This window comes from Micromonospora sp. U21 (genome assembly GCF_018070045.1).
Lineage (GTDB): Bacteria > Actinomycetota > Actinomycetes > Mycobacteriales > Micromonosporaceae > Micromonospora.
In genome coordinates this window covers 206653-219604 of record NZ_JAGPYK010000004.1, presented here as the reverse complement: position 1 = coordinate 219604, position 12952 = coordinate 206653, and the positions used below count along the sequence as shown (strand labels likewise).

At 72.1% G+C, this 12952-nt stretch carries 10 protein-coding genes; 4 read left to right on the top strand and 6 right to left on the bottom strand.

Translation table 11 applies throughout. The annotated features are described in order from the left end of the window. Window positions 1-36: 36 nt before the first annotated feature. The 5 genes from KBX63_RS07370 to KBX63_RS07350 all read right to left on the bottom strand — a co-directional run bounded on the left by KBX63_RS07370 (window position 37) and on the right by KBX63_RS07350 (window position 5741). Window positions 37-960 carry a tetratricopeptide repeat protein gene (locus KBX63_RS07370; RefSeq protein WP_210909775.1) on the bottom strand — a complete coding sequence of 308 codons (924 nt, stop codon included), beginning with the start codon at window positions 958-960 and terminating at the stop codon, window positions 37-39. Between the two features lie 174 nt (window positions 961-1134). Further along, a complete protein-coding gene (locus tag KBX63_RS07365; protein WP_210909773.1) occupies window positions 1135-2823 on the bottom strand; it encodes a methylmalonyl-CoA mutase in 1689 nt (562 codons plus the stop codon). A gap of 107 nt (window positions 2824-2930) precedes the next feature. After that, entirely contained in the window at window positions 2931-3341 is a 411-nt protein-coding gene (locus KBX63_RS07360) for an Asp23/Gls24 family envelope stress response protein (protein WP_210910173.1), read from the bottom strand. 199 nt (window positions 3342-3540) lie between these two features. Continuing rightward, window positions 3541-4545: a methylmalonyl Co-A mutase-associated GTPase MeaB gene (gene meaB, locus KBX63_RS07355; protein WP_210909771.1), complete on the bottom strand. Its 1005-nt coding sequence runs from the start codon at window positions 4543-4545 to the stop codon at window positions 3541-3543. Further along, window positions 4542-5741 carry an acetyl-CoA C-acetyltransferase gene (locus tag KBX63_RS07350; RefSeq protein ID WP_210909769.1) on the bottom strand — a complete coding sequence of 400 codons (1200 nt, stop codon included), beginning with the start codon at window positions 5739-5741 and terminating at the stop codon, window positions 4542-4544. The genes meaB and KBX63_RS07350 overlap by 4 nt, the downstream gene beginning before the upstream one ends. Window positions 5742-5803: 62 nt before the next feature. Here KBX63_RS07350 and mce point away from each other — a divergent pair, with 62 nt between their 5' ends. From mce to KBX63_RS07330, 4 genes are all read left to right on the top strand, one after another. Continuing rightward, entirely contained in the window at window positions 5804-6277 is a 474-nt protein-coding gene (gene mce, locus KBX63_RS07345; RefSeq protein ID WP_210909762.1) for a methylmalonyl-CoA epimerase, read from the top strand. A 960-nt stretch (window positions 6278-7237) separates the two neighbouring features. Continuing rightward, window positions 7238-8593, top strand: a complete 1356-nt coding sequence (gene ccrA, locus KBX63_RS07340; protein WP_210910172.1) for a crotonyl-CoA carboxylase/reductase — start codon at window positions 7238-7240, stop codon at window positions 8591-8593. A gap of 286 nt (window positions 8594-8879) precedes the next feature. After that, on the top strand, window positions 8880-10127 hold the full coding sequence (locus tag KBX63_RS07335) for a DivIVA domain-containing protein (protein ID WP_210909760.1): 1248 nt from the start codon (window positions 8880-8882) through the stop codon (window positions 10125-10127). 177 nt (window positions 10128-10304) lie between these two features. After that, a complete protein-coding gene (locus KBX63_RS07330) occupies window positions 10305-12290 on the top strand; it encodes a hypothetical protein (RefSeq protein WP_210909758.1) in 1986 nt (661 codons plus the stop codon). 226 nt (window positions 12291-12516) lie between these two features. Here KBX63_RS07330 and KBX63_RS07325 read toward each other — a convergent pair whose 3' ends face one another. Continuing rightward, complete coding sequence (locus KBX63_RS07325; protein WP_210909757.1) at window positions 12517-12861, bottom strand: hypothetical protein; 345 nt, start codon at window positions 12859-12861, stop codon at window positions 12517-12519. Window positions 12862-12952: the final 91 nt, after the last annotated feature.

Below are 12952 nucleotides of genomic sequence, written 5' to 3'. Positions count from 1 at the left end.
GGCCGGAACGCCGGCCCGCGCTGGCGTGCTGTGAACTCAGAACAGGGCGCTGGCCAGGGCCCGGCGTGCCGAGGCGACCGCCGGATCATCCGGGCCGGCGATGGTGAACAGCGAGACCAGGTGCTGGCGTACGGTCTCGCGGTCCTCGCCGGCGGTGCGCCGGACCAGGCCGACGAGCCGGGCGTACGCCTGCTCGGCCAGGCCGCTGAGCACCTCGATGTCGGCGGCCAGCAGTTGGGCCGCCACGTCGTCGGGGGCGCTCTCGGCGGCGGCCAGCGCGGTTGCCGGGTCGGCGCCGGCAACGCGGCGGGCCACCCCGACCTGGGCCAGGCCGGCCTCGGCCGCGGCGTCCGCCGGGCTGTCGGCCAGGATCTTGCGGTACGCCCGCTCGGCGGCGTCCAGATCGCCGCTCATCAGCGCGTCGTCCGCCTCGTCGAGGCGGGGGTCCTCCGGCTCTGCGACGGCCACGCCGCCGGCCTTGAGTACGGCCTGGATCCACTGGCGCAGCTGCGCCTCGGGCACCACGCCGGAGAAGGCGTCGATCGGCTGGCCGCCGACCACCGCGTAGACCATGGGGATGCCCTGGACCCGGAACATCTGGGCGATCCGGGGGTTTTCCTGCACGTCGACCCGGGCCAGCACCCACGTGCCGCCGCTCTCGGCGGCCAGCCGCTCCAGCACCGGGGCGAACTCGTCGCTCTCCGGGAAGCCGGCCGCGCCGAAGAAGACGATGACCGGCATGGCCATCGACCGCTCGAGCACGTCGGACTGGATGGTCGCCTCGGTGACGTCGACGACGGCGGCGTTACCGGCAGCGGTGGGCGCGCCGGGACTGCCGGCGGACGGGCCGCCCTGCGGGGGTGTGCCGGGGCGGGTACTGGCTGGTGCGGGGCCGCGCAGCGTGCTGAGGTCGACCGCGCCGCGGGTGAAGATCGACGAGGTGATCCGTGGGTCGCTCATGGTTACCTAGTCTCGCACGTGAGCCCGCGATCTCCGCTCACCCGCAACTGGGACGTTGCAACTCTCACCCGCACCGCCCCAACCCCGTGATCATGCACTTTCTGCCCCGGAGAGGCGGCATCTGCGGCATCTGCCGGGGCACAAGTGCACGATCGACGGGGTTGCGGAACGGGGTCAGAAGCGGGCGGGCTCCCGGTAGGTGCCCCACTCGGCGCGAAGGGCGTCGCAGATCTCGCCGAGGGTCGCCTCGGCGCGGACGGCGTCGAGCATGGCGGGGATCATGTTCTGGTCGGTGCGACTGGCGTCGACCATCCGGGCGACCGCCGCGCGGACCGCGGACTCGTCCCGGGCGCTCTTGCGCTCGGCGAGCACCCGGCGCTGCTCCAGCTCCACCTCGTGTGAGATGCGCAGGATCTCCAGCTCCTTGGCGACCGTGCCGGTGTGGCAGTTGACGCCGACGATCTTCTTGTCGCCCTTCTCCAGCGCCTGCTGGTAGACGAAGGCCGACTCAGCGATGTGCCCGGTGAACCAGCCGTCCTCGATGCCGCGCAGGATGCCGGAGGTCATCGGGCCGATCTGGTGCGGCCCCTCCCCACCGAGCTGCCGGATCCGGGCGAAGATCTCCTCCGCCTCGGCCTCGATCTTGTCGGTCAGCGCCTCCACGTACCAGGAGCCGCCGAGCGGGTCGGCCACGTTGACCACGCCGGTCTCCTCCATCAGCACCTGCTGGGTACGCAGGGCGATCTCGGCCGACTCGTCGGTGGGCAGCGCCAGGGTCTCGTCCAGCGCGTTGGTGTGCAGCGAGTTGGTCCCGCCGAGCACCGCGGCCAACGCCTCGACGGCGGTGCGTACGACGTTGTTGACCGGCTGCTGGGCGGTCAGCGACACCCCGGCGGTCTGCGTGTGGAACCGCAGCCAGAGCGCCTTCTCGCTGGTCGCTCCGTAGACCTCGCGCAGCCAACGGGCCCAGATCCGCCGGGCGGCCCGGAACTTGGCGATCTCCTCGAAGAAGTCGAGGTGCGAGTCGAAGAAGAAGCTGAGCCCCGGCGCGAAGACGTTGACGTCCAACCCGCGGCTCAAGCCCAGCTCCACGTAGCCGAAACCGTCGGCCAGGGTGTACGCCAGCTCCTGCGCGGCGGTCGAGCCGGCCTCGCGGATGTGGTAGCCGGAGACCGACAGCGGCTTGTAGCGCGGGATCTCCCCGGCGCAGTACTCCATCAGGTCGCCGATCAGGCGCAGGTGCGGCTCGGGGTCGAAGAGCCACTCCTTCTGCGCGATGTACTCCTTGAAGATGTCGGTCTGCAGGGTGCCGTCCAGCTTGGACAGGTCGGCGCCCTGCCGCTCGGCCGCCACCAGGTACATGCAGAACACCGGCACGGCCGGGCCGGAGATGGTCATCGAGGTGGTGACGCCGGCCAGGTCGATCCCGTCGAACAGCGCCTCCATGTCGGTGGCGGTGTCGATGGCGACGCCGCAGTGGCCGACCTCGCCGAGCGCCTGCGGGTCGTCGGAGTCGCGGCCCATCAGGGTCGGCATGTCGAACGCGACCGAGAGGCCGCCACCGCCGGCGCCGAGGATCATCTTGTAGCGCTCGTTGGTCTGCTGGGCGTTGCCGAAGCCGGCGAACTGCCGGATCGTCCAGGTCCGACCGCGGTAGCCGGTCGGGTACAGGCCCCGGGTGTACGGGTACTCGCCCGGCCAGCCGATCCGCTCGAACCCCGGGTAGGCGGCGCCCTCGGGCGGCCCGTAGACCGGCTCGACCGGCATCCCGGAGAGCGTGGTGAAGTCCGCGTCCCGCTTGCGCGCGGAGTCGTACCGGGCCTGCCAGCGTGCCCGTCCGGCGGCGATCTCGTCGGCGTCCATGCGCAGGGCTCCTCCTCGGTCCTCGACTGCACGTCGAGTGTAGAGCCCTTGCCTGAACGATCGCTAAGTCACGTCGTACCGGCGGGTAACCTGAGCTGCCCCGACGGTCAGACGGCCGGAGTCGCCGGCCCGCCCATCGCCACGTCGTCGACCCGGATGTTGACCTCGTCCACCCGCAGCCCGTACGCCTCGACCGCCTCGGTGACCCGGGCCCGCACCTGCCCGGTGATCTCCGGCACCGGCTGGCCGGCCTGGATGACCAGCACCAGGTTGACCACGGCGGCGTCCCCGGTCACGTGCGCCGAGCAGCCCCGCCGGGCATCGCCCACCTGGTCCAGCCCGACCCGGTCGAGGACCGAGTTGAGGAACCGGGCGACGTCCCCGCCCAGCTCGGCCACCCCGGGCACCGCGCGGGCCGCCGCGACAGCGATCTTCTCGACCACCTCGTCGGAGACCTGCGTCGTCCCGCCAGCCACCGCCGGCACCGTGGTCAGCTCCCGCGTCGCCTCGTCGCTCACGTCCCGCTCCCCGCTCTCATCCACGCTGCCGTCCTCCCGCCGCACACGAACCACCCCGCGCGTCCGCGAGCCTACTGCCTCGTCGATCTAGGGACTATCGTCGCTTGTGGAGATCCACTCACGACAATGCGCCCTAGATCGACGCAGGGTTCGGGGGCGCGGGGGGCGGGGCCGGCCGGCGGGGCGGCCCGGGGGGCTGTTAGCGGGCTAGCTGGGATAGCAGGCGGTCTGCGGCCGCGTAGGGGTCCTGGGCGCCTTCGGCGACCTTGGCGGCCAGCGTCTGCAGCTCGGTGCCGTCGCGCAGTGAACCGATCCGGGCGCGGAGCACGCCGAGCGCGATGGCCTCGATCTCGGCGGCGGCCCGCGCCTCCTGGCGGCGGCGCAGCTCACCGTGCTCGACCAGCCAGCCACGATGCTTGTCGATGGCGGCGGCGATGTCGTCGATGCCCTCACCACGCGCGGCGACCGAACGGACCACCTGCGGTCGCCACTGGCCCGGGCCGCGCTCACCGAGGGCGATCATGCCCTGGATGTCACGCACGGTGGCGTCGACGCCGTCCCGGTCGGCCTTGTTGACCACGAACACGTCGGCGATCTCCAAGATGCCGGCCTTGACCGCCTGGATCGCGTCACCCATACCCGGCGCGAGCAGCACCAGCGTGGTGTCGGCCAACGAGGCGACCTCCACCTCGGCCTGCCCGACGCCGACGGTCTCCACCAGCACCACGTCGCAGCCGGCGCCCTCCAGCACCCGGACCGCCTGCGGTGTCGCCGCGGCCAGCCCGCCGAGGTGCCCCCGGCTGGACATCGACCGGATGTAGACGCCCGGGTCGGTGGCGTGGTCCTGCATCCGCACCCGGTCGCCGAGGATCGCCCCGCCGGTGAACGGGCTGGACGGGTCCACCGCCAGCACGCCGACCCGGTGCCCGCGCGCTCGCAGCGCGCGGACCAGCTCGTTGGTGGTGGTCGACTTGCCCACCCCGGGCGAGCCGGTCAACCCCACCACCTGGGCCTGCCCGGCGTACGGCGCCAGGGCGGCGGCGATCTCCGGCAGCAGCTCGTCGCCGTTCTCGACCAGCGTGATCAGTCGGGCCACCGCGCGGGGATCACCCGCGCGGGCCCGCTCGACCAGCAGAGGTACGTCCCGGCTCCGGCGCACCGACGATGCGCCGGCCGCCGGAACGTGCTCGACCGCTTCACTCACTGGTTGGTCTCAGCCTTTCCCGGAACATGGATGATCAGGGCGTCCCCCTGGCCGCCGCCGCCGCAGAGCGCGGCCGCGCCGGTGCCGCCGCCGCGCCTCTTCAACTCGAGCGCGAGAGTGAGCACCAGCCGGGCGCCGGACATGCCGATCGGGTGCCCCAGCGCGATCGCCCCGCCGTTGACGTTGACCTTGTCCGGGCTGATGCCCAGGTCACGGGTGGACTGGATGCCGACCTGGGCGAACGCCTCGTTGATCTCGATGAGATCCAGGTCCTCGACGCTCAGGCCGCCCTTCTTCAGGGCGTGGTTGATCGCGTTGGACGGCTGCGAGTGCAGGGAGTTGTCCGGGCCCGCCACGTTGCCGTGCGCGCCGATCTCGGCCAGCCAGGTCAGCCCCAGCTCCTTGGCCTTCGCCATGCTCATCACGACCACCGCGGCGGCGCCGTCGGAGATCGGCGAGGAGCTGCCGGCGGTGATGGTGCCGTCCTTGGCGAACGCGGGACGCAGCTTGGCCAGGGACTCGACGCTGGTGTCCGGGCGGATGCCCTCGTCCTCGCTGATCACCAGCGGGTCGCCCTTGCGCTGCGGGATCACCACGGGAGTGATCTCGTCGGCGAAGTGGCCGTTCTTCTGGGCGGCGGCGGCCCGCTGGTGGCTGGCCGCGGCGAAGGCGTCCTGCTCCTCGCGGGAGATGCCGTGCTTCGTGCCGAGCCGCTCGGTGGACTCGCCCATCGAGCAGCAGTCCCAGGCGTCGCTGAGCCCGTCGTGCGCCATGTGGTCCTTGACCACCACGTCGCCGTACTTGTAGCCCGAGCGCTGGCCGAGCAGCAGGTGCGGGGCGTTGGTCATCGACTCCATGCCGCCGGCCACCACGATGTCGAACTCGCCGGCCCGGATGAGCTGGTCGGCCAGGGCGATCGCGTCCAGGCCGGAGAGGCAGACCTTGTTGATGGTCAGCGCCGGCACGGACATCGGCACGCCCGCCTCGACCGCCGCCTGGCGGGCCGGGATCTGGCCGGCGCCGGCCTGCAACACCTGCCCCATGATCACGTACTGGACCTGGTCCGGGCTGACACCGGCGCGCTCCAGCGCCGCCTTGATCGCGATCCCGCCGAGCTTCGTGGCCGGGAGGTCCTTGAGGTTGCCCAGCAGCCGCCCCATCGGGGTCCGCGCGCCGCTGACGATCACCGAAGCCATGCCTGCCTCCGAGGGGGGTGCCGAGCTGTACGCCTTAACGATTGTTCGGCCAGACTAGCGCCATGGCTGAGAACTCCCCCGCCGAGCCCGGTGCGGACTACGTCACAGACATCGGGCTTCGCAAGATTGACCACGTCGGGATCGCCGTGGCCGACCTGGACGCCGCGATCGACTTCTACCAGCGGACGTTCGGGATGCGCTGCGTGCACACCGAGACCAACGCCGAGCAGGGCGTCCGGGAAGCGATGCTGGCCGTCGGGCCGACCGCCGAGGGCGGCTGCGTGCAGTTGCTCGCCCCGCTCACCCCGGAGTCGACGATCGCCAAGTTCCTGGACCGCAACGGGCCGGGCGTGCAGCAGGTCGCGTACACCGTGGTGGACATCGACGCGGCCTGCGCCGCGCTGCGGGCGCGCGGGATGCGGCTGCTCTACGACGCACCACGGCGCGGCACCGCGGACTCCCGGATCAACTTCGTGCACCCCAAGGACGCCGGCGGCGTCCTGGTCGAACTCGTCGAACCCGCCACCACCCACTGAACGCCCCGGAACGCCGCTCTTCGCCGGCGACGCTTGATCAACTCCAGTCGCCGATGTGGCGGTGTCCAGACGACCCGGACACCGCCACATCGCTGAAAGCGAGTCGATCAAGCGTCGCGGCGCCCGGTCGTACGCCCCGAGACCTCTCCCCCCGCGCCGCGTTCCCCCGGTGCCGCGCCGCATTCCCCCCGGCCCCGCGCCCCGCGTCGCCTTTCCCCCGCCCCGCGCGCCCGCCCCGCGCGCCCGCACCGCGCGCCCGCACCGCGCCTCGACGCCGCGCGCCCCGGCGCCGCGCGCACGCCGCGCCCCAGCCCACGCTGCCAAGATCCGCACAACTTCAGGGATATAGGGGCCTCCGCCGGCGTTGAGGCCACTACATCCCTGAAGTTGCTGCCACGACCGACCGCGCCACGCGCACCGACAGGCACACCGCACCGCCGGCCGCACCTCACCGCACCGCACCGCCGACCGTCCCGCACCGCCGACCGCACCGCACCTCACCGCCGACCGCCCGCCCCGCACCGCCGACCGCCCCGCACCGCCGACCGCACCCAACGCCGGTCGCACCGCGCACCGCGCACCGCCGGTCGCAGCGCGCACCGCGCCGCACCTCGCCCCGTCGCACCGCGTACCGCCCGGTCGCACCGCCCACTGTTCCGGCCGCCGCGCAGCGCCCGGCCACCCCGCATCGCCGGGGATCGGGGGCGGGCGGGGGCGGGGGAATCGCGGCGGGCGAGCACGTGAGTGCGCGGTTGGCGGGGTGGCCGGACACCTTCACGCATCGGCGGATGCAGTTTTTCACAGAAGACTTCCCGCTTTAGCTACCGTTCAGTAACGTCCCGGCCCACAGGAGCGCGACCGGTGCCGGATGTGTCGAATGCCGACATGGCGGTCGCGCCCACCGGCGCCGACGATGGCAGCACCCGGGCCCGTGCGGGTGCGGACGAACCGGAGGTCACCGTGCAGGACATCCTCGAAGCGATCATGGCGGCGGAGGAATCGAGCGATCCGGACCGCGAGCTTGCCGGCGTCGCCGGGCTGCCCGTTCCGGAGAGCTACCGGGGCGTGGTCGTCCGCGCCGAAGAGGCCCGGATGTTCGACGGCATGGCCACCCGGGACAAGGACCCCCGCAAGGCGCTGCACGTGCAGGAGGTGCCGACGCCGGAGCTCGGTCCGGGCGAGGCGCTGGTCGCGGTGATGGCCAGCGCGATCAACTACAACACGGTGTGGACCAGCATCTTCGAGCCGGTGCCCACATTCAAGTTCCTCCAGCGCTACGGCCGGGTCTCCGAGCTGACCCGCCGGCACGACCTGCCGTACCACGTGGTCGGCTCGGACGCGGCCGGCGTGGTGCTGCGTACCGGCCCCGGGGTGACCCGGTGGGCCGCCGGCGACGAGGTGGTCGCCCACTGCCTCTCCGTCGAGCTGGAGGACGCGGCCGGGCACGACGACACCATGCTCGACCCGCAGCAGCGGATCTGGGGCTTCGAGACCAACTTCGGCGGGCTGGCCGAGCTGGCCGTGGTCAAGGCCAACCAGCTGATGCCCAAGCCGCGGCACCTGACCTGGGAGGAGGCGGCCAGCCCGGGGCTGGTCAACTCCACCGCGTACCGGCAGCTCGTCTCGCACCACGGGGCCAACATGAAGCAGGGCGACGTGGTGCTGATCTGGGGCGCCTCCGGTGGCCTCGGCGGGTACGCCACCCAGATGGCGCTGAACGGCGGGGCGATCCCGGTCTGCGTCGTCTCCTCGCCGGAGAAGGCCGAGCTGTGCCGCCGGATGGGCGCGGAGCTGGTCATCGACCGGGCGGAGGAGGGCTTCCGGTTCTGGAAGGACGAGCAGACCCAGGACCCGGACGAGTGGAAGCGCCTGGGTGAGCGGATCCGCGAGCTGACCGGGGGCGAGGACCCGGACATCGTCTTCGAGCACCCGGGCCGGGAGACCTTCGGTGCGAGCGTCTACGTGGCGCGGCGCGGTGGCACCATCGTCACCTGCGCCTCCACCAGCGGCTTCCAGCACCAGTACGACAACCGCTACCTGTGGATGCACCTCAAGCGGATCGTCGGCAGCCACTTCGCCAACTACCACGAGGCGTGGCAGGCCAACCGCCTGGTCGCGCTCGGCAAGGTGCACCCGACGGTGTCCCGGACCTACCCGCTGGAGCAGACCGGGCAGGCGGCGTACGAGGTGCACCGCAACGCCCATCAGGGCAAGGTCGGCGTGCGCTGCCTCGCCCCCGCCGACGGGCTGGGCGTGCGCGACGGGGAACTGCGGGCCAGGCACGAGGACGCGATCAACCGGTTCCGGGGGCACTGACCGGGCCGTCGGCCGGACGGACGAGCACCGGGCGGCCATTGCGGTGAACGGCCATTGTTCTTCGAACGCCATTAGCGGGATACCCACCCGGATCGAACAAAGGGCCACGGGCACGTCCCGTGGCTCTTTTCCGCGTCACGCTGCGTGGCGTCCGACCCGCCCGGGACCTGCCAAGATCGCCCATTGGTCCGGCCTCGTCGAGCGCGGAAGTTGACCATGTAAAGAGGACACGAAAGCTGCGCACCGCTCTTGCGAAGCACCCTGGGGCGTCTGCCAGTATGTCCCAATGCCCCAGCAGCAGTCCTCCCCTCTCGCGTTCTTCGATAACGCGAACTCGCAGCCAGATTTCACCGTTGGCCTGCGCGGATACAACACCCACCAGGTCGACGACTTCCTCGGCCGGATGACCGCCGCGCTGACCCAGTCCGAGCAGGCCCGTGCCGAGGCCGAGCAGCGGATGAACGACGCCCAGCGTCGGCTCCGCCAAGCCGAGCAGCGCATGAGTGCGCTGGAGCAGAAGCTCACCGACACGAACAAGCAGCTCGAGGAGAACAGCCGGCCCACCCTCTCCGGGCTCGGCACCCGCGTCGAGCAGATTCTCCGGCTCGCCGAGGAGCAGGCCAACGACCACCGCAACGAGGCCAAGCGCGAGTCGGAGGGCATCCTCTCCGCCGCCCGCCTCGAGGCTCGTGAGATCACCGACAAGGCCCGCGCCGAGGCCGCCGCGATGAAGGCCAGCGCCGAGCGCGAGGCCGGCAACCTGCGCACCGCCGCCGAGCGTGAGGCCGCCGAGGTCCGGGTGCAGGCCCGCCGCGAGGCCGACACGCTGCGCGCCGACGCCGACCGCGAGACCAAGCAGCTGCGTACCGTCACCGCGCACGAGGTGGCCGAGCTGAAGTCGACCGTGGAGCGGGAGGTGGCCACCCTCCGGGCCACCGCCGAGCGGGAGATCACCCAGCAGCGGGCCAAGGCGGCCCGTGAGGCCGAGGAGAAGCGCGCCGAGGCGACCAAGCTGCTCACCGACGCGCGGGACAAGCGCGACAAGGACCTCCAGGCTCTGGAGCTCCAGCTGGCCGAGCGGCGCGAGAAGTCCGAGCGCGAGGAGTCCGAGCGGCACGCCGCCCAGGTGGCGCAGACCCAGAAGATGGTCAGCGAGGCCGAGCAGCGGGCCCGGGCCGCGCAGGAGCGCGCCAAGGAGATCGAGCAGCGCGCCGAGGCCCGCCGGGTCGAGTCGGAGCGCAGCGCCAACGAGACGATCGACAAGGCCAAGGCGCTCTCCGAGAAGACGCTCAACGAGGCCAAGGCCGAGTCGCAGCGCCTGCTCACCGAGGCCCGCACCGAGGCGGAGCTGACCACCCAGGCCGCCCGCCGCGAGGTCGAGGACCTCACCCGGCAGAAGGACGCGGTCACCTCGCAGCTCGGTCAGATGCTCTCCGGGCTCGCCGGCATCGTCCCCGGGGTTCCGGCGGCGAAGCCGGAAGCCAAGAAGGCCGACGGCGGTCAGGAGCGGGTCACCGCGGAGACCGCCGGCTGACGCGAGGCGTCAGGTCGGGGCATCGACGGCGCGAGGTGACACCGGGTGACCGGCGTTGTCTCGCGCCGTATGCGTTTCCCATTCCTTGACATCCCGGTCTGCGAACCAAGTGAAGTAGGTCCCACAAGGGGCGTCCGTATCGCCCCAGCAGGGCCCGATGCGTGTGAGGATGGGGGCATGTCGCACGGCGAGGAACTGTTCGCACTCGGCGGGGACGTGACCACGGAGCCCAGCTTCGAGTCCGCTCTGCGGGGTTACGAGAAACGACAGGTCGACCGGTACGTGGCGCGTGCCGAGCACGAGATCGCCACCCTCGCCGCCGAACGGGAACAGGCGTACACACAGATCCACAAGCTCGCCGGCCAGGTCGAGGTGCTCCAGCGGGACATCGCCCAGGTGCGCAAGCAGATGAACGTGGTGGACCGCGCCTCGTTCCGGCACCTCGGCCCCCGGGTCGAGTCGATCCTCACCCTCGCCGAGGAGCAGGCGGAGCAGATCCTGTCCGCGGCGAACGAGGAGATCGAGGCCCGTCGCGCCGCCGCTGAGCACATCATCGAGGAGGCCCGCGAGCAGGCCGCCCGGGCATTGAAGGATTTCGAGATCTCCCTCGCCGCGCGGCGTGCGGAGGAGGAGCGGCAAAGCGCCGCCCTGCGCACCGAGGCGGAGTCGACGCTGCGGTCGGCCAAGGACGAGTCGGCGAAGCTGCGCAAGACGGCGCAGGACGCGCTGGCGAAGGCCCAGCAGGAGGCCACCCAGCTGCGCGACACCGCCAAGGAGATCCACACCCGGGCCCAGCAGGAGTCCACAAAGCTGCGCGAGACGGCGCGCGAGGCGCTGGCCACGGCCCGGCAGGAGGCCAGCGAGCTGCGCGAGGCCGCCAAGGAGGTGCACGCCAAGGCCCTTCAGGAGGTTAAGCGGCTCACTGACACCGCGACCGAGGCCGGCCGGGCCACCCACGCCAAGGCGCAGCGGGAGGCCAAGCAGATCATTGATGACGCCTCGATGGCCGGGCGGGCCACCCGGGCGAAGGCTCAGCAGGAGGCGGAGCGGCTGGTCACGCAGGCCACCGAGTCGGCCAAGCGCAGCCGAGCCGAAACCGAGTCGTACGTGCAGCGGATGCGCAGCGAGACCGAGGCGTACGTGCAGCACGCCCGGGCGCAGACCCAGCAGGAGCTGGGCGCCTGGCGGGCCGGGGTGGAGCAGGAGGTCAACTCCCGACGGGAGACGGCCGACCGGGAGCTGGCCCAGCGGCGGTCCGCCGCCGAGCAGGAGTTCGCCAAGCGCCGCGACGAGCTGGAAAAGCAGTACAAGTCCCGCCTGCAGGAGCTGGACACCGGGTTCACCAGTCGTCAGCAGGAGCTGGAGACCACCTTCAGCGGCCGCCAGCAGGAGCTGGAGACGGGCTTCACCACCCGTCGCGACCAGCTGGAGACCGAGTACTCCAGCCGCAAGAACGAGCTGGAGACGGAGTACACCAGCCGTAGGAACGAGATCGAGCAGGGCGCCGCAGCGGTCCGCCAGGCGGCCGAGCAGGACGCGCTGACCATGCGCCTGCGGGCCGAGGAGGAGGCCGCCGAGCTGTTGAGCCGGGCCGAGACCGAGGCGGGCGACAAGCGCCGCAAGGCGGACGAGCACGTCGCGGCTTCCCGCCGCCAGTTCGAGGAGTACGCGGCCACCACGCAGCAGCACCTGGCCACCACCCAGCAGCATCTGGCGGCCACCCAGCAGGAGGCGGCGGCCGGCAGGCAGCAGCTCGCCCAGGTGATGCTGGAGATCGCCCAGGCCCAGCAGCAGCTCGCCGACCTGCGCCAGGAGACCTGGAAGTCCCGGCAGGAGTCCGACGAACTCCAGCGGCAGGTGGCCGAACTGCGGTTGCAGAACGCCACCGGCCCCGTTGCTGGCGACGGCCGGACGCCAAGTGCGCCGGTCACCGGGGACGGCTCGACCCGGCCGGTGGCCGAGCCGCTGACCAGCGTCGACGGTGGCGAGGCCAGCGCCGAAGTGGAGGTCGAGGTGACCGTGCCCGCCGGACCGAGCGAGGACGGCCGGGGCGCCACCCCAACCAAGCTCATCAGCAACAGCGAGAACGGCAAGCGGCCCACCAAGCCGACCACCGAGGAGCGCAGCGCCAAGCCCAGCAGGGTCACCGTCGAGAAGGACTGACCGGCACTGCGACACCCTCTGCGCCAACCCCGGGGGCTCACCCGCACCGCGCGCACCGGCCACGGCAATCTTGGACAGTTTCCGCTACCCGTGAACGGAAACTGTCCAAGATCTGCTTGTCGCGAGCCGGGCCGGACCGGCCGAACGGATAACGGCCGGTCAGTCCGGGTCGGTGGCAGTCACCACCGCTCCCGGGAGCCGTCAACTCCGGTCACCACAGGGCGGGTCAGGGCCAAGCCGGGTCGGAGGGCGGGTCGATCACCGGGCGGCGGAACGGGCCCCACGCCACGAAGCGTTCGAACAGCTCCCGTGGCGTCGGCCCGTCGTAGGGGTTGAGCTGGTACAGGTCGTGTGCCGCCTCGTGATAGAGCCCGGCCAGGTAGATGGTCAGGGCCGCCGGGTCCGCGTCGAACTCCGCCTTGAGCAGCAGCCGGGCCTCGGCACACGGCCACGGCCGGCCGTCGGCCCGGCAGCACCACATCGGTCGCAGCGGAGTGTGCGGCGTCCGGTCACCGCAGGCTCGGGGATGCGCGGGGTACGGCCCGAGCCGTGGCTGTGGCAGCCCGGCCATCGGCGTACGGGCGCGGCGAGGTCTGCCGGAGTCCGGCGGGCAGCCGGCGGACGACCTCGGCGCCGTCCCGGCGGTCCGGGACCGTCCGAGG

Excerpts from the sequence above, each read along its gene's own strand:
- KBX63_RS07365 (WP_210909773.1), bottom strand. The coding sequence starts at position 2,823 with ATGGACGCCGACGAGATCGCCGCCGGACGGGCACGCTGGCAGGCCCGG.
- KBX63_RS07335 (WP_210909760.1), top strand. The coding sequence starts at position 8,880 with ATGCCCCAGCAGCAGTCCTCCCCTCTCGCGTTCTTCGATAACGCGAAC.
- KBX63_RS07330 (WP_210909758.1), top strand. The coding sequence starts at position 10,305 with ATGTCGCACGGCGAGGAACTGTTCGCACTCGGCGGGGACGTGACCACG.
- KBX63_RS07325 (WP_210909757.1), bottom strand. The coding sequence starts at position 12,861 with ATGGCCGGGCTGCCACAGCCACGGCTCGGGCCGTACCCCGCGCATCCC.
- KBX63_RS07350 (WP_210909769.1), bottom strand. The coding sequence starts at position 5,741 with ATGGCTTCGGTGATCGTCAGCGGCGCGCGGACCCCGATGGGGCGGCTG.
- mce (WP_210909762.1), top strand. The coding sequence starts at position 5,804 with ATGGCTGAGAACTCCCCCGCCGAGCCCGGTGCGGACTACGTCACAGAC.
- KBX63_RS07370 (WP_210909775.1), bottom strand. The coding sequence starts at position 960 with ATGAGCGACCCACGGATCACCTCGTCGATCTTCACCCGCGGCGCGGTC.